Here is a 17,068-nt window from a genome sequence, read left to right on the forward strand (position 1 = left end):
TCCCTCTTCAAACACGCTGATATTCAGGCAACAGGATTAGTTGCTCTTCATCCAGATGTCCATGTCGGTTTTCAGGTTGTCGGACTTGGTACCGAAGATGGCTTGAACGCCGGAACCAGCCACTACCACACCGGCAGCACCCAGTTTCTTCAGACCAGCCTGGTCAACCTTGGCAACATCTTTCACACCAACACGCAGACGGGTGATGCAGGCATCCAGAGAAGCAATGTTCTCTTTACCACCGAAGGCGGCAACCAGAGCAGCAGACATCTCGTCTTTGCCTTGGCCAACGGCCTCTTCAGCAGTCTCGTCTTCACGACCCGGGGTTTTCAGGTTCATGGCACGGATAACGAAGCTGAATACGACGTAGTAGATAGCCGCGTAAACCAGACCCAGACCAACCAGCAGCAGCATGTTGTCGGCACGCGGTGATTGCACCACGAAGTCGATGAAGCCGTTGGAGAAGGTGTGACCGTGTACGATACCCAGAGAGTTGGTCAGCACATAAGCCAGACCAGCCAGTACAGCGTGGATTGCGTACAGAACCGGAGCGATGAACAGGAAGGAGAATTCAATCGGCTCGGTGATACCGGTCAGGAAAGAGGTCAGGGCTGCAGAGGCCATGATACCAACGATCTTGGCGCGGTTTTCCGGCTTGGCAGCGTGAGCAATGGCGAACGCAGCAGCAGGCAGACCGAACATTTTGAACAGGTAGCCACCAGCCAGCTGACCAAAACCGTTACCGGCAGCGCGGGAAGCGTCATCAGCAGTCAGGAAGCAGGTCATGATACCGTGAACAGTTTCACCGGCACCGTTGACGCAGGTACCAGCCTGATAGAAGAACGGTACGTTCCAGATGTGGTGCAGACCGAACGGGATCAGGGAGCGCTCAACCACGCCGTAGATACCGAAGGCCAGTACCGGGTTCTGGTTGGCAGCCCAGTCAGAGAAGGCACCGATGGCACCACCCACTGGCGGCCAAATCACGGACAGGATCACACCCAGACCGATGGAGAGGAAACCGGTGATGATGGGTACGGCACGTTTGCCCGCGAAGAAGCCCAGGTACTCTGGCAGCTGGATCTTGTAGAAACGGTTGAACGCCCAGGCAGCGATACCACCGGCCAGGATACCACCCAGCACGCCGGTTTCGATGGTTTCAACACCCATCACAGGTGCCATGACCTTCAGGGTTGCGACCATGATGCCGTAGCCAACGATGGCTGACAGACCGGATACACCGTCGTTATTGGTAAAGCCCAGAGCAACACCCACTGCGAACAGCAGGGCCATCTGGCCAAATACGGAACCACCGGCTTGCTCCATTAATTGGGAGACAATTTCCGGCATCCAGCTGAAGTGGGCAGCACCCACCCCCAGCAGAATACCTGCGACTGGCAAGACTGATACTGGCAGCATCAGCGCCTTACCAACCTTTTGCAGATTAGAGAAAGCATTTTTGAACATTGTGTGCGCTCCTGAATGGATTGTCGTCCCTGAACGATCTATCTGGATGAAATAAGGACTGATTCATTCAGATATCTTCGAGTCGGGCTTGTTTATTTTGACCATCAGAATATAACCCAGCGGGTCATAAATTGCTGCTTTCGAAGGCGGGGGAATATTGAATTTGGAGGGAAGATCACAACTTGTTTAGCGGCTAAAAAACGCATCTAATAGAAATTAATAATCCGCATTATCACTCTATTACAAAGACATATAAATAGCAGTTTCACTTTGTATTTTAATAATGCCATTTACATCAAATAGCAACTCACTGTAACAGAATGTAACGGCGTGATTTTTATTTATTACAGTCTACCGATTAAAAAGGCCTCCAACAAGGGAGGCCTCAATAAATATATCTGACCAGCAAACGGTCGTATTACTCTATTGTTGCGAGCGCTTGACCGCATCAATAAACACGCTTTTTGCTTTGGTTGAACCAGCCCGCTCGGCCTCGTTCACCAGCTTCATCGCCTTGTCGATATCCCCCGCCTTGACTGCTTTTTCGATCTGGCTCTGATAGAAGGCTTCAGTTTCACTCAACATGGCAGGAGCAGGTTTGGCTGCGACCGCAGCTGTTGCAGTTGTGGTAACGGCTGCGGTAGTCGCTATCGCTGCAACCTGCTGACCCTGGCTCATAGCCACCTTGTCGGCATATTCGGGTTTGAATACCGCTTCAAGACCACTTCCACGGGCCATATCTTTGACTTTGATCTGCACCAAGCCCCACGGGGAGTGCGGGATCACCGGATCCTTGATATCAGGCTCAACGGTACCATTAGCACGAGCAAACGCTTTTGATGGATGCAGGATTGTTGTGCTGCCTGAGAGCTTATCCGCGGGCGCATAAACGATCATGTATGTTTCGCTGGCCGGGTTGCCAGGCATGCTGCGATCAACAAAAACACGCCCTTCAATACGGTCGTTATCGAGCAAGTGAGCAGGCTGATAGCTGAATACTGACTCACCCAGGACCCGAGTCACCTTGAACTCGGCATCCAGCATAATGACCTTGGGCACCATCACGGTTTTACTCACCTGTGATGCCAGGCTGATCGCCAGATTGCCGGTGTTGGTCGGCAAGCGATAAGCAGCAAAGTAACTCATCCCCTCATCAAACTGAAAAGTGGGTTGCTTGCCATCAATGGCCAGCAAGGTCTCACCTTCAGGCAAGGGGGCATAACTGAAATCTTTAAACGCCACACAGCAGCTTGAGGCTTTGGCCAACGCTTGCTTGGCTTGATCTGCATCGCTCAAGATCGAGCCATGTTCTTGCAGAGGAACAACCATGTTTCCGGCACAACCGGTTAATAGCGCAGTGATTACGGCTGCAATAGACATCTTTACCCGTTTCATTTTTCTTATCTCCATAATCCGGTGGCCGTGATCCGGCGAAACAAAACTGCCCCCATAAGGGGGCAGTCACTAACTTAACTTAAACTTTTGCTTACCACCAAGCTTCTGCTTGAACACCAAACTGGTAGGTGTCTTTGGAGGTATTGCCTTCGAAGACTTTCTTGTCTTCGTCGTTAGCCAGGTAGGAGGCGAACACACGGATTTCCGGACGGGCCCAGAAGCTGGAACCAGCAGACCAGGCTTGAGCCAGGGTCAGCTTGTAGCCGGCATCTTTGTCTTCGCTGCCATTGGTGGACTTGTTGTTGTCCTTGAAGTAACCGCCTTCAAAGATGGTCTTGTTGAAGTCATCCCACTTGTACATCGGGCGAACAACAACAGACATGGTTTCCCACTTGTCGTTGCCGTCCCACATTTCGTTGCCTACACCGTAAACCAGCTGGTGACCCATCTCCCAGGAGTTGCCCATCGGAACAACGCCCCAGTTGATGATACGGAAACCGTCAGCACCGTCTTTGGCTTCAGCGCCGTACCAGGAACCATCGCCATAGAAAGCCATGGTCTTGGAGTAACCTTCGGTACCGTATTGCAGCACGGTTTTGTTGAAACCACCGAGGATGCCAGCGGTCAGTTCAGCAGTCAGCATCACGCCATCTTGCGGATTCTTTTTCAGTGCTTTCTGATCGTTGGTCTCATTGACCAGAGCATAGTCAACGCCCAGTTCCAAGGACGCATCGGTCCACAGCGGGATGCCGGCATAACGCAGATCCAAGGTGTTAACGTTCAGATCTTCATTCTTCTGATAGGTCGGGTTACCGTTGCCATCCACTCCGGTTTGGGTGTACTGGCCAAACACATCGGCAGCGCTGCGATCGTTGCGTACCCATGCGAAAGATACTTTACCCGGACCAGCCTGGATGCCTTCGATACCAGCACCGGCACCGGAGATGTTCCAGTAGTAGAAGTCGGAGATGTGGATGTCATGGCGTTGATAGTAACGCTTACCAGCCCACAGGGTTGCTTCAGGAGCAAAGTTCAGCAAGCCTTTGGCTTGTACGTTGAACTGACGCAGAGCGAAGTCGGAATCACCATTGCACTGCTTGGCATCGAAGTTACAAACAGTACCGGTACCTTCCCAGTCGTTTGAACCGTTGGAAGCCATGGCAAACATGGAATCAACATAGAAAGTCTTGCCATCTTTGTTGAATACTTCCTGACCCAGTTGCACTTCACCGTAGGTATCATTTTCGTTACCAAGACGGCCAACTTTATTGACGTTGTATTTAACCATGTCGCCGTCGCCGGAAACACCGACGCCGGAACGGAAATAACCGTGGAAATCTACGGCAAAGGCGGCTTGGGAAGCCAGGGCGGCAGTAACAGCTGCTGCAATCGGGAGCCACTTCATTTTCATTGTCATATTCCTTATTTCCCGCAGTGAGGAGTGTGATCCTGAATATTCAACTTCTTATCACCATGTAATCCTGTTGGTGATAACCGAGGTTGATTATAGGGAGCGTATTTCACGACAAATATGAAGCGACTCACAAAATGGCGACAAATCGCTCGGCAAACGATCTCCACAACAACAACAAGTAAAAAAGCCATAAACCGCGCAATTAAAATCCGGAAAACAAGAAAAACACACAACAACAACAACTCTGAAAGCGTTATCATTAATTAATTCGCGATAGAACTAAAGTCATTATTTTACGTTCGAATGACAAAAACATGACTGAGATCGCTTTCAAGATGGAACTTTTATTTGGATGACGGGTCTGCGGTGCGCGTGAAACCATTACGGCAATGGAATGCTAAAAGGGGAAAATACCCCTCCGCCATCAGGGGAAATATGCGTTGCAGAGTGAGATGGTTTTTGTGCAAATAACAATCCCCTGCTACTTAAGGCTCAGGGGATTGATATGGCTCTATTCAAGAGAATATTCAGGGCTGAATATCCCACTTTTTCAGCCAGCTGAGTGCCACCTGTTCGGGTTCATCGTGCACGGTGGCATCCAGCTCCAGCGGGGAAATCACTCGCGTGGCCCCCAACTCTTGCAGCAATCCGTCCAGCCGACGGCCCGCGCCACAAAAATGGTCATAGCTGCTGTCCCCCATGGCAATCAGGGCATAACGCAATCCCTTAAGCCAAGGTGCCTTGTCGGCCAGCTCGCTAGCAAAGGGCTGCAGATTGGGAGGAATGTCCCCCTGCCCGGTGGTGGCACTGACCAGCAATAAAAAACGGCCGGGGTCTATGTCCGCCAGCCGTGCTTCTTCGTGCAGGGTACAGTGATGCCCCTTGCGTTCCAGCTCATCTGCCAAGGTCTCGGCCACCAGCATGGCTGCGCCGTAGACAGTTCCTACCACGATATCGATCTGCGCCATTCTCCTCTCCCTGCTTGAGTCACTCTTTTGAGCAACTCTATCAGCAAGCTGGCGTCAGATGCCACCGATTCAAGGCTGAGCATCAGGCGCTTAGTAGTCGCTCTCGCTGGCGGGCCAGCCCAGCTCGGCAAACAGGCGCAGCACATCCTGACCGAGTGGCGCCTGGATCCGCATCGGCACCTTGAGCACCGGATGGGTAAAGCTCAGGGTGCGGGCCACCAGCAGCAGCCGCTCGCAACCGAAGTGCTCGCGAAAGAAACGGTTGTGACGACCATCCCCGTGGGTGGTATCCCCGACGATGGGGTGGAACAGGTGATCCATATGGCGGCGCAACTGATGCTTGCGACCGGTCTTCGGGAACAATCTGACCAGACTGTAGCGACTGGTAGGGTGCTTCTTGGAGACCGCGTGGGGCAGCTCGACCTGATGCAGGCGACGGAAGGTGGTGACGGCATCCTGCGCCGGGCGATCCGGGTTGCTCATGGCATCGGCAATCTTGTCCAACTGCTCCTTGAGGGGATAGTCGATCACCCCCTGCTCGGGCGCCCAGCCACGCACCAATGCCAGATACTCCTTGTGTACCTGACGTTGGGTAAAGGCTTCAGTGAGTGCGCGGGCAATCACCGGATCGAGCGCAAACAGCAGCACGCCTGAGGTGGGACGGTCGAGGCGATGCACCGGATAGACATGGCGACCGCCGATGAGATCCCGGGTCATCTGCATGGCAAAACGGGTCTCGCCCTTGTCGAGCCAGCTGCGATGCACCAGCAGACCGGACGGCTTGTTGACCGCCACCAGCCACTCATCCTGATAGAGCAGGGTCAGCTTCAGGTCACTCTCTTCTCGGGTTTGATCTGGCATCATTGTTCTATCACTTTGCCGGAGAGCAGCAGATCGAAGCGGGCGATCAGGCGCAGCAGCGCTTCAGCTTCGGCCAGATCTTCTTTGTAGACTTCGCTGGCCATGGGATAAAGGGAGACGCTGGTGGGCAGCGGCGCCTGCAACATCACCAGCTGCTCCATGCGCGGGATCAGCACGAACTGCAGCCACTGATCAAAGCTCAGGGTATCGACACAAAAAGGCAGGGTGCTTGCCAGGGCTTCGTCACCGGGATGGTCAGCTTGCCAGCGCTCAAGGCGCTGCAACTCGGCGGTGAGTTCCCCCAACAGGCCAGCTACCAGCAAATATTGATTCATCTCGCTCTCTTCCTCATAACCACAGATTGATCCGCTGACCCGACAGGGTCAGCCAGGATGCCGATACATTCGGTCGCGCAGCACCGGCGATTAAGCCTGCTCGTCGACATACACGGCAGCCAGCGCGGCCTGCCGACTTTAAAAAAGGGCGATACTATACACCTCCCCCCGCATGGCTGCCATGTTGATATCTGCCGCAACGCGCGTCTGCTGCCACTGGCTATCCTCGGCAAGGGCCTTATAATCGGCCCGCATCACCATTAGCCGGATCTCACCATGTCTGTGACGCCTACTGCCATCAATACCTTGACCGAATTTCTGACTCAGGCTGGCACCCAGTTCCAGCTGTTTGACATGGGCCGCCAGGTGCGGCCACTGGCCAGCGACACCTTTGTGCGCATCGAACAGCAGCAAGAGCCCTACCCCTGGCCGCTGCAACAGCACGCCTGGTTGGGTGTGCACTTCTTCCAGCCGAGCGAGTCTCGCCACTACCTCTGGTTCCTCAAGTTCGCCCTCGATGAGCACGGCCTGCTGATGTCAAATGGTCCCAAGCTGTTCATGGATCAGGTGGTGGAGACCCTGGGCTACAAGCTCACCGGCGATCTGGACGAGGAAAAAGCCCAGCGCTTGGCCGACAATCCCTACACCTTCCGCCCGGCGGAGGCAAAAATGGCCAGTCTGCACGCCAAGCTGGCGCGCCAGCTGGAGCAGGCCCCTTCCGCCTATTACGATGCCCTCTGCCACTATCTGGCCGCCCCCAACGACACCGGTTGGCAGACGCTGGGACTACAGGGCTTTGCCGATCTGGCCGAGCGACTGCATGATGAACGCAATCTGGCGCTGATCTGCAAGGCGCTGCCCAAACTGCCGCAAGAGCCGCTCTATGCCCTCTGCCAGAGCCTTGAAAACGCCCCGCTGCCGCCAGCAGTACAAGGCGCCCTGCTTGAGCGGATCGGCAAGGAGCAGGAGTGCGCAGCCCCCAACCCTGAGACCCTGGCCTACCTCTGCCGCGCCATGGCCTCCTGTCCCGGCAGCTCTTTGCGCACCAACAAGCTGCTGACCCTGCTGCAAACCCAGCCGAGCCCGGCACTGCTGCTCGCCATCGCTGGCCGGCTCTGGCCCGATCTGAAGGATGCCAATCTGCTCAGCCACTATCTGGAACAGCTGGCGCTACAACCGACCCAGTTCTTCAATCAGGTTTTTGCCGAGTTGGTCACTTTACCGGCCCTGCGCAATGATATGCTGGCCAGACTGCGTGACCCCAACCGCAGCGATGCGCTGGGCAAGGCCATAGGCCGCTTGTTTGCCTCGGCTTGATCCCTCGCCTCCCCCTCACGCCACGAGGCAACACGGCGGGAAATAGAAAGGAGATCGGGAGTGCCGAGCAGGACTCCCGGTTATCGACATCACGATAAGGAAGCCCGCCTATGGGAGAGATGCTCGGAATTTTGTTGCTGATTGCGATTGCCGGCCTGTTCTGGCTGCAACGCCAACAGGCAGAAGTGGCCTGGCAATATATGCGCCGCTACTGCCAGCACCATGATCTGCAACTGCTGTCACTGGCTCGCCATCGGCGGGAGCTGGCACATAATCCCCTGCGGCTACTGACCCACTATCAGTTTGAATTTTCCAGCGATGGCGAGAGCCGCTATCAGGGCACCCTCAAGATGCAGGGGCTGCACATCGTGGGCGTTGATTTGCCACCCCATCGCATCCCCTCTGCCTGATCCCCAATCTCGTCTCTGCGCCCGATGGCTGTGCCTGTCTATAATCTCAGGGATTAAACAAAGGGAGAGACGAGATGGAACCCCTTGTCCACGATCTGCCAGCCCTGTTTGCCCAGCTCGGGATGGCCAACGACGAGCTGAGCCTGCACCGCTTTGTGCACGACCATCACCTCGACAATGAGACCCTGCTGCCGGAGGCCGGTTTCTGGAACGCCGCCCAGGCAAGCTTTCTGCGCGACGCCCTGTGGAACGACTCCGACTGGTGTGAAGCGATCGACCAGCTCGATGTGATGTTGCGCCAGCCCCGCTAGCCGCCCGCCCCTTTCCTCCCCTGCCGGCTTTGGTTAAGATCCCGCCCCGATATCGATCCCCCCTTCTCACCCAGAGCATGCTTATGTCCGCCCACGAGATCATCCGAATTGCCAACGAGCTGGCCGCCAAGGGCCTGACGCCCACCACTGCCATGATCAAGGCCCGCCTCACCCAGCCTGTGCCGATGGCCGAGCTGCTGAAAGTGCTGAGCCAGTGGAAGCAGCAGCCAGTTGCGACCGCCGAGAGCGAGATCCTGCCAGAGGCTGTGCCTCAGCCAGCACCGGAGCTCACCCTGCAGCAACTCGCCGAACAGCTCGCGCGCATCGAACAGAAGGTGGATCGCCTGACCGACCTGCTCCTCCAGCAGGGGCAAGGCTGAACCATGTATATCGTCGAACTCTGCTTTGAGTGTTACCGCGATACCTCCCTTGGCGACGCCGAGCGGGCCATCGTCAACTACCTCGACATGCTGCGTTATCAGGGCCAGATCCTCGGGCGGGAGTTCCCCACCAGCATGCATGACGGCTATTTCGTCAGTCGGGTGGTCTGCCCGGAGCAGGATAGCCTGCACCCCGACAACCAGAGCGAGCAGGTCAAACTGGCCGAGCAGCAGCTCAATCAGGCGGGGTTGCTGGCGCCAAAACTCCAGCTGCAGGGGGCGGATCTGCTCTCCGATAGCACAGATCCTTGCGGCCAGCAGGGCGAGCGGCCGAGCTGGATGATGCTCTACACCAGCTTCCTGCACACCTGCTCGCCGCTGCGCTGTGGCGACCACTTCGCCCCCATTCCGCTCTACCAACTGCCCGCGGTCGCCAACGGCGATCAGAAACAGATCATCAAGTGGCAGGAGGATTGGGAGGCGTGCGATCAGTTGCAGATGAACGGCTCCATCGCCGAACATGCGGCGCTGCACGAAATCGGCGAAGTGGGCAGCCGCCTCTACCGGCGCGGCAGCGATCTGGCCAAACGGCTGGAAGTGCTGAGCGGCATCCCCACCTACTACTACCTCTACCGGGTGGGCGGGCTGAGCGCCGCCGAGGAGAAGGCGCGCCCCTGCCCAAGCTGTGGCGGTGAGTGGGCGCTAGCTGCGCCGCTGCACGAGATCTTCGACTTCAAATGCGACAGCTGCCGACTGGTCTCCAACCTCTCTTGGGATTTCAAGGATTGAGCCTTCACTTGAAGGCTGCTTTCGCTAATTGAGATGGCAAATGTCCGATTACGCTTCGCTAATCGAACCTACCCCTTGCTCTCAACTCCTGCTGGATGGGGAGCTTATTGCGGCAATGTCTCCAGCCGTTCCAGAAATGCCGGCAAGGAGGGCGCCAGCGTCAGACGGCGGCCGGAATCGAGCCACTCCAGCCACACCTGACCACTCTCGTTATCCAGCGAGATGAGCGTCATCTCGTTGCGGGTGGTGGCAATAAAGATGGAGGGGGTTCGTTTTAGCTTGCGCAGCATCAGCAGGTGGCCGATGAGGTTCTCCCTGAGCAGGTCGAGATCCGCGTCGTTCCACGGCAGGATCAATTCAAGGCGCAGCCCCTTGAAAAGGCAGGGGATGGGGCGGCTGAACCAGTGTCCGAAAAGGGCGATAGCGCTGGGATGAATTGTCAGCTCGAGGGCATCGGCCATGGCTGTAAAATCGGCGGGTTCGGGACGATGGTGAGGACGCCAGGCAACCCGACCATCGGCGGGCTCCCCAAGCTGGCAGGGGGAACGCCAGTCCGCCTCCCACTCGCACAGGGGCAGGCCTCGTCTGGCCTCGCCATCCCGTTGCCAGCGGGCAAAAAAGTGCTCCAGGGCAGACAAAACTTGATCCGACATCGAAAATCCCCACAATTGCTGGCAAAGTCCGCTATTGCACCACCAAACCCGGTAACAGACAAGGTTGCCAGCCGACCTAGTGACCCGGGAAGCAGAACCCGGGATACAGAGAGGCCGACGCCCAAGCCAAGCGGCTGCAACCATCCGGCCCTGCAATGGCCCGTTTCATTCCACTCATCATGAGCACATTACGTGAGCAACCCTGTGAGCAAACAAGATAGATACGCCGGGGCCAGCGCCCTGACCGGCCTGAGCCTGGGCCAGCAATCCGATTACATCAGCCAGTACACCCCCTCCCTGCTGCAGCCGGTTCCACGTAGCCTGAACCGGGATGATCTCCAGCTGGGCGATGACCTGCCCTTTAGCGGTTGCGATCTCTGGACCCTCTATGAGCTCTCCTGGCTCAATGCCAAGGGCAAGCCGATGGTGGCGGTGGGTGAAGTGGCCATTCCGGCCACCAGTGCGAACCTGATCGAATCCAAATCCTTCAAGCTCTACCTCAACTCCTTCAACCAGACCCGTTGCGACTCTATCGAGGCAGTCGCCGCCATGCTGACCAAGGATCTGAGTGCCTGTGCGGGTGAGACCGTCAAGGTGACCCTGTTCCCCCTCGACAAGGCGCCGCACCAGATTGCCCTGCTGCCCGGCGAGTGCATCGATGAGCAGGATATCGAGGTAGACAATTACGAGTTTGATGCGTCCCTGCTGCGAGGGGCTGCCGGTAGCGAGCTGGTCGAGGAGACCCTGCACAGCCACCTGCTCAAATCCAACTGTCTGGTGACCAGCCAGCCGGACTGGGGCTCCGTGGTAATCCGCTACAAGGGGCCGAAACTCGATCGGGAGAAGCTGCTGCGCTATCTCATCTCGTTTCGCCAGCACAACGAGTTCCACGAGCAGTGCATCGAGCGGATCTTTATCGACCTAAAGCACTATTGCCAGCCTGAGCAGTTGACCGTCTATGCCCGCTATACCCGCCGCGGCGGCCTCGACATCAACCCGTTCCGCTCCGATTTCGAAGCCGTGCCCGCCAACCTGCGTCTGATCCGCCAATAAAGTCGAGTTGCGACAGAGAGGGCAGTCGCACTGCCCTCCATGACTGGTAAAAAGGTTTCAATCGATGCTTTACGCAGCTGGGATAAGGGGGCTGGATAATAAAATCCAGACGAAACCCACTTGCCGGCTACCAGCAAACCACAGTAAACGCTGGACTCGCAGGGGGGGGCTTGGATAACATGCCAACACCTCTGCGCCGTCCTTAATCCAATGAATCAACTGTTTTTTCTGGCCATGATGATGTCCTCCCTGTCAGCTCCGAATCTGGATCTGGACAAGGAGCAACTCTCAATCGATCTGCAACAAGCGCAATCGATGGTACTGACCGATCCTGCCAGATGCGTCCAGATCACCACCGCCTTCCTGACGCGCGCAGCCAATAATCCCCAGCAAATCATCAGCAATCGCCAGGAGTTCGGTTATCGCGAACCCATCCTGAGTTACAGCACGGCAGCCCAGACCATAGGCGCCCATCTGCTCAAAGGGGAGTGTCTGCTGCAACTGGGCCAATATCAGGCCACCCAGCAAGCGCTCGACAAGGCGATGGCGCTGGCAGACAAAGAGCGGCAACCGGAACTCAAGGCCCACGGCCTCTATCTCAAGATCCGCAGTCAGGCCCTCAAACCGGATAACCAGAGCACCAGCCGCGCCCTGATGGATCAACTGGACGAACAGTTGGCCGTCCCCACGCTCAAGCAGAGCCAGCTGCAGATCTATGGCCGCCTACAACGCACCAGCTACGACATCGAGAACCAGCACTTCGATGATGCCAAGGCCCACTTGGCAGATGCGCGGATCTGGGCCGCCAAGACCCCCAATCCCCTCGCCAGTGCCTGGGTCAGCGCCATCAGCGGCGACCTCTATCGCGCGCTGCAGCAGCCACAGCTGGCACTGGGGGAATATATCGATGCCCAGCAACAGGCCAAAAGCCTCAACGACCCGCTCTTTCTCGGCCTGCTGTCGAACCAGATAGTCAAACTCTATCAGCAGGAGCAGGAGCCCCAGAAAGCGCTACAGTATGCCAATGAGGCGGCCAACTACTTCCACTCCATCGGCAACCCTTCCCTGCTGTGCGACTCCCTGATGGTGCTGGCGCGACTCAACCGCGAGCAGGGCGACCTCAATATGGCGCTGGTCTACTTCTTCAATGCGCTGGATCTGCTCGATGAGGGGAGCAACCGACCACAAGCCTCCCTGCTCAAATATGAAATCGGCAAGACCTACCTGCAAAGCGGCAACCTCTCGCTGGCCAGCAACTACCTCAATGCGGCCCGTCAGTCTCACGAACTGAGCGATGCCAAAGAGCCGCTGATCGATACCCTGCTGCTGCTCGGCGAGCTCTATCTGAAGAAGCAGGAGGCCGCCATCGCCATTCTGCAGTTGGAGAATGCCCGCGCGCTGGCCAATCAGCTCGGTGATACCCGCCGTCAGTACGAGGTATTCCGCCTGTTGTCGCTGGCCTATGAGCAGAAGGGGTATCTGCGCCAGGCCCTCGACAGCTACAAGCGCTTCCACCGTCTTGGCGAGGAGGTACGCCAGCAGGAACAGGCCATGGAGCAGGCGGCGATCCGCGACAACTATGTCCAGGTCGAGCGGGTGCAACATATCAAGGAGCTGGAGCAGCGACTTAACAACAGCCAGCATCAGCAGGAGCGCTATCTCTGGTCGAGTATCACCACCAGCCTGCTGCTGGCGCTCTTTATCTACCTCTTCTTCACCCTCTGGCTCAAGCTGCGTACTGCCCGCCTGCAACTGAAACGGACCAATGAGGCCTTGCTGATCGAGCCACGCTCGGGGCTGGCCAACTGGCAGCGGCTGATGAACCGCTGGCCGCGGGAGATGGCAAAGCGCCAGCTGAAATCGGATCGCTGGTACCTCAGTGAACAGCCCTCCAGCGAGTTCGATGACAAGCTGCACTATCTGCTGTTCCGGGTGCCCTTCCTGGTCAACACGCTGGAGCGCCACGGCTATCAGGCCAGCAGAGAAATCGAGCAGGCCTTCGGTGCCTATATGGACACCCTGACCCCGCAAGATGGCCGTATCTATGACTTGCGTGAAGGACACATGCTCTATGTGGTACCACAGCGCCACGTCACCAACCTGCATCAACTGGCGGGAGACCTGCTGACCGCCATCGCCGCCTTCCCTTGCAACTATCCGCTGGATCGCCGGATCAGCCTCGGGATTGTCAGTCACCCCTTCCTGCCGAAAGCGGCGACCGCGCTCGATCACAATGGCCTGTTTGACCTCTGCTATCTCGCCCTGTCGGGAGCCATTCAGCTCAGTGAAAAATGCCAGCAAAACGCCTGGTTGGAGCTCGCGGCGATCGATTGCCAACAAGCGGCATTTTTTAATGGAGATGTGTGGCAATGCGGCCTGATGGCAATTGACAAGGGACTGGTAAAAGTCAATTCTTCTCATGAAAAGCAATGGGTTAATTGGCCCAGCCTTGCAAGGAAGCTGGCAGCCGATAACCACCAGGAAACAATGTAGATAACAGGCGAGGATCGAAACCAGGTTCGACCACTGTTGCTATCCAACACCAAAAACAATAATGACAACAGGGCGACCTGATAATGAATGACATCGCTGCCGTAGCAGGACAATTGGCAAGACTCAGGGAATCCCTTCAGCAGAAACAGCTGGAACTCGACGGCGTACTGTCGTTTTCCGATGCAGAGCGTGCTCGCGGCATCCAGTTTATCAACAAGTTAATGCTCTCCTGCCGTGGCTTCGACCGCGAGCTGGACAATCGCTTCGCCAAGCTCAAGCAGAAACTGGATAACAATCCCGCATTTACCTCGCTGGACGCCGACCTGCTGGCCATTGAAAAATTGCTGCAGCAGCACAGCAATGCGCTGGAAGAGTCGATCACCCTGACTCAAACTGCCATCGATCTTGGTTCCAAACAGCTGAAAACCATCAAGGGCTTCCCGGAAGAGACCCGCAAGTCCCTCAAGGAATTTCTGGCAAGTCCCGCCGGTTACGGCATTGCCGATCACCAAAAGAAGGTTATCAAGCTGCTGGAGTTCTACCAGCAGGCGATCAAGATCCAGCTGCTGCCAAGTCAGCCCCTGTTGGCACCTTCAGGTGCAACTCAACAAGAAAGCGATACTGCCAGCAACGATGGCCAGCCCGATGTCGACCCGTTTGATCTCAAGGATCACGCTCGCATCGCCGATGAGCTGCAGCGGCTTATCACCGAACTCGACTTTGCCGGCGCCATCGGCGAGAGCCTGAGCGACATTCGCCGCCAACTACTGATCGGGATCAACCCTGCCCTGCTGGCGGAAACCTGCCTGCAGGTGATCGAGCTCATCATCGAAGGCACCCGTGAGGAGCGTAAAGCCTCTCGCGCCTTCCTCAGCGCCCTCAACGAGAGCCTGTCCGCAGTACATGTCGGCTTTACCGAATCCCTCGATGAGGGGCGCGCGCTGCAAAACGAAACCCGCGAGACCCGCGAGGCGCTGGTCAACGAGTTGCAGGCGATCGATCACTCCCTGGCCAGCTATAACTCCATCGATGCGCTCAAGCGCGCCATCTCCGGCCATATGGGTGCCATCAACCTGCTGCTGCAGGAGCGTGACAGTACGGCGGCGCGGGAGCGTCACCTGCTCACCCGCCTCTCCACCATGGAGTCCAAGCTGCGCTTGATGAAGGAGGAGACCGCCGAGTACAAGAAGCGGCTGACCATTCAAAAACACAAGCTGTTCCTCGACAGCCTGACCCAGGTACACAACCGGGCCGCCCTCGATGAACGGCTGGAGCAGGAGTACAAACGTTGGCTTCGTTACCGCACTCCGCTCTGCATGGCGATCATCGACATCGATCACTTCAAGAATATCAATGACAACTACGGCCATATGGCGGGTGACAAGGCACTGAAAGTGGTCGCCAAAGCACTGCAGAGTGCACTGCGTGACACAGATTTCATCGCCCGTTTTGGTGGGGAAGAGTTCGTGGTGTTGCTGCCCAACATCAACCCGGACAAGTTCCAGAAGCCGCTGGAGACCCTGCGCCAGACCATCAAGAGCATCCCGTTCCGTTTTCGCGATGCCAAGGTGGAGATCACCATCTCCATCGGCGCAACCCTGTTCAAGGATGGGGACAACCCGTCAGATGTGTTCGAGCGGGCGGACAAGGCGCTCTACCACTCCAAGCACACCGGTCGGGATCAAGTGACACTGGCCTGAGTGGTGACTAAAAAAACAGCGAACAGTCGTCGCCCTATTTCCCTCCCCCCTCCGTTGCCACTACTATCAAACTCAGGGGATGCAACATGGCATCCCTTTTCTCCCCAGGGAAAAAACACAACGATAACAAGTGAGTAAAGGGGAACCTATGATTACGCACATCAATCCCGTCGGCAGCATGGATTTGCTGTCACAGCTTGAGGTGGATCGCCTCAAGCAGACTGCCTCCAGCGATATCTATCAACTGTTTCGCAACTGCTCGCTGGCAGTGCTCAATTCCGGTAGCCATACCGACAGCTCCAAGGAGATCCTGGAGCGCTTCAAATCATTCGACATTCATGTGATCCGGCGCGAGCGCGGGGTCAAGCTGGAACTGTTCAACGCCCCCGAGCACGCGTTCGTCGATGGCGAGATCATTCGCGGCATTCAGGAGCACCTCTTCTCGGTGCTGCGCGACATTCTCTATGTCTCCAACCAGCTTGAATCGAACCGGCTGGTCAACCTCACCAATTCGACTCATATCTCCAACGTGGTGTTCGCCATCCTGCGCAACGCCAAGGTGATCCTGCCTGGCGCCGATCCCAACCTGATCGTCTGCTGGGGTGGCCACTCCATCAACGAGATCGAGTACCAGTACACCCGCGCCGTGGGCAGCGAGCTGGGCTTGCGTGAGCTGAACATCTGTACCGGTTGCGGCCCGGGAGCCATGGAGGGCCCGATGAAGGGGGCCGCCGTCGGCCATGCCAAACAGCGGGTGCGCAACGGGCGCTACATCGGCCTCACAGAGCCCTCCATCATTGCGGCCGAGCCGCCCAACCCCATCGTCAACGAGCTGGTGATCCTGCCGGATATCGAGAAACGGCTGGAAGCATTCGTGCGTCTGGGCCATGGCATCATCATCTTCCCGGGCGGGGTCGGCACCGCCGAAGAGCTGCTCTATCTGCTCGGCATCATGATGCATCCGGCCAACGAACGACAACCCATGCCCATCATCCTGACCGGCCCGAAAGAGAGTGCCGACTACTTCCGAGCCATCGACGACTTCATCAAGGCGACCCTCGGTGAACCGGCGACCAAGCTCTACCGGATCATTGTTGGCGATGCACCGGAAGTGGCCCGAGTGATGAAGGAGGCGATGCCGAAAATCCGCGAATACCGCAAATCGGTCGGTGATGCCTACTCCTTCAACTGGTCCCTCAAGATTGAGCCGGAGTTCCAGCTCCCCTTCGAACCGGATCACGCCAGCATGGCCAGTCTGGATCTGCACCGCAACCAGCCGCCCCAGTTGCTGGCCGCCAACCTGCGTCGTGCCTTCTCCGGTATCGTCGCCGGCAACGTCAAGGAAGGGGGCATTCGCGCCATCGAGAAGAAAGGCCCCTTCAAGCTGCACGGCGACAAGGAGCTGATGCACCTGATGGACAAGCTGCTGGAGAGTTTCGTCAAGCAGCAGCGGATGAAGCTGCCGGGCAGCCAGTATGTGCCCTGCTACGAAATCGTCCGCTAGGGTACAGATACATCATCG

The 17,068-nt window shown here is 57.0% G+C and carries 16 protein-coding genes; 9 read left to right on the forward strand and 7 right to left on the reverse strand.

Annotated features, from left to right (window positions below; translation table 11 throughout):
* Positions 1-36: 36 nt before the first annotated feature.
* From ptsG to I6L41_RS11510, 6 genes are all read right to left on the reverse strand, one after another.
* Positions 37-1,467: a PTS glucose transporter subunit IIBC gene (gene ptsG, locus I6L41_RS11485; RefSeq protein WP_005338586.1), complete on the reverse strand. Its 1,431-nt coding sequence runs from the start codon at positions 1,465-1,467 to the stop codon at positions 37-39.
* A gap of 423 nt (positions 1,468-1,890) precedes the next feature.
* On the reverse strand, positions 1,891-2,862 hold the full coding sequence (locus I6L41_RS11490) for a MalM family protein (RefSeq protein ID WP_216958954.1): 972 nt from the start codon (positions 2,860-2,862) through the stop codon (positions 1,891-1,893).
* A gap of 91 nt (positions 2,863-2,953) precedes the next feature.
* Positions 2,954-4,273 (reverse strand): maltoporin, encoded by a 1,320-nt coding sequence (locus I6L41_RS11495; RefSeq protein WP_302054505.1) that lies wholly within the window; start codon positions 4,271-4,273, stop codon positions 2,954-2,956.
* Positions 4,274-4,803: 530 nt separating this feature from the next.
* Positions 4,804-5,244, reverse strand: a complete 441-nt coding sequence (locus tag I6L41_RS11500) for a flavodoxin (RefSeq protein ID WP_216951888.1) — start codon at positions 5,242-5,244, stop codon at positions 4,804-4,806.
* A gap of 90 nt (positions 5,245-5,334) precedes the next feature.
* Entirely contained in the window at positions 5,335-6,108 is a 774-nt protein-coding gene (truC, locus tag I6L41_RS11505; protein ID WP_041202291.1) for a tRNA pseudouridine(65) synthase TruC, read from the reverse strand.
* Positions 6,105-6,440, reverse strand: coding sequence for a YqcC family protein (locus I6L41_RS11510; RefSeq protein WP_005338596.1), 336 nt, complete (start codon positions 6,438-6,440; stop codon positions 6,105-6,107). The genes truC and I6L41_RS11510 overlap by 4 nt, the downstream gene beginning before the upstream one ends.
* A gap of 276 nt (positions 6,441-6,716) precedes the next feature.
* Here I6L41_RS11510 and I6L41_RS11515 point away from each other — a divergent pair, with 276 nt between their 5' ends.
* The 5 genes from I6L41_RS11515 to I6L41_RS11535 all read left to right on the forward strand — a co-directional run bounded on the left by I6L41_RS11515 (position 6,717) and on the right by I6L41_RS11535 (position 9,647).
* Positions 6,717-7,757 (forward strand): DUF3549 family protein, encoded by a 1,041-nt coding sequence (locus I6L41_RS11515; RefSeq protein ID WP_216958957.1) that lies wholly within the window; start codon positions 6,717-6,719, stop codon positions 7,755-7,757.
* A 110-nt stretch (positions 7,758-7,867) separates the two neighbouring features.
* Entirely contained in the window at positions 7,868-8,167 is a 300-nt protein-coding gene (locus I6L41_RS11520) for a DUF3301 domain-containing protein (protein WP_216958961.1), read from the forward strand.
* A gap of 74 nt (positions 8,168-8,241) precedes the next feature.
* Positions 8,242-8,478 (forward strand): DUF2789 family protein, encoded by a 237-nt coding sequence (locus tag I6L41_RS11525; RefSeq protein WP_005338602.1) that lies wholly within the window; start codon positions 8,242-8,244, stop codon positions 8,476-8,478.
* A gap of 83 nt (positions 8,479-8,561) precedes the next feature.
* The gene (locus tag I6L41_RS11530; protein WP_005343755.1) at positions 8,562-8,858 is read left to right on the forward strand and encodes a DNA-binding protein; all 297 of its coding nucleotides are present in this window, start codon (positions 8,562-8,564) and stop codon (positions 8,856-8,858) included.
* 3 nt (positions 8,859-8,861) lie between these two features.
* Positions 8,862-9,647 (forward strand): Zn-ribbon-containing protein, encoded by a 786-nt coding sequence (locus I6L41_RS11535; protein ID WP_128836323.1) that lies wholly within the window; start codon positions 8,862-8,864, stop codon positions 9,645-9,647.
* A 104-nt stretch (positions 9,648-9,751) separates the two neighbouring features.
* Here the strand turns inward: I6L41_RS11535 and syd are convergent, their stop codons facing one another.
* Positions 9,752-10,300 (reverse strand): SecY-interacting protein, encoded by a 549-nt coding sequence (gene syd / locus I6L41_RS11540; protein WP_213389966.1) that lies wholly within the window; start codon positions 10,298-10,300, stop codon positions 9,752-9,754.
* 204 nt (positions 10,301-10,504) lie between these two features.
* On the opposite strand from syd, the gene queF reads away from it, so the two are divergent.
* From queF to ppnN, 4 genes are all read left to right on the forward strand, one after another.
* Entirely contained in the window at positions 10,505-11,353 is an 849-nt protein-coding gene (queF, locus tag I6L41_RS11545) for an NADPH-dependent 7-cyano-7-deazaguanine reductase QueF (protein WP_216958964.1), read from the forward strand.
* 210 nt (positions 11,354-11,563) lie between these two features.
* Entirely contained in the window at positions 11,564-13,846 is a 2,283-nt protein-coding gene (locus I6L41_RS11550) for a hypothetical protein (protein WP_158112041.1), read from the forward strand.
* 83 nt (positions 13,847-13,929) lie between these two features.
* Complete coding sequence (locus tag I6L41_RS11555; protein ID WP_216958967.1) at positions 13,930-15,546, forward strand: diguanylate cyclase; 1,617 nt, start codon at positions 13,930-13,932, stop codon at positions 15,544-15,546.
* A gap of 148 nt (positions 15,547-15,694) precedes the next feature.
* A complete protein-coding gene (gene ppnN, locus I6L41_RS11560; protein WP_019445906.1) occupies positions 15,695-17,050 on the forward strand; it encodes a nucleotide 5'-monophosphate nucleosidase PpnN in 1,356 nt (451 codons plus the stop codon).
* Positions 17,051-17,068 lie beyond the last annotated feature (18 nt).

It is taken from the genome of Aeromonas sp. FDAARGOS 1411, assembly GCF_019047125.1.
Taxonomy (GTDB): Bacteria; Pseudomonadota; Gammaproteobacteria; order Enterobacterales; family Aeromonadaceae; genus Aeromonas; species Aeromonas veronii.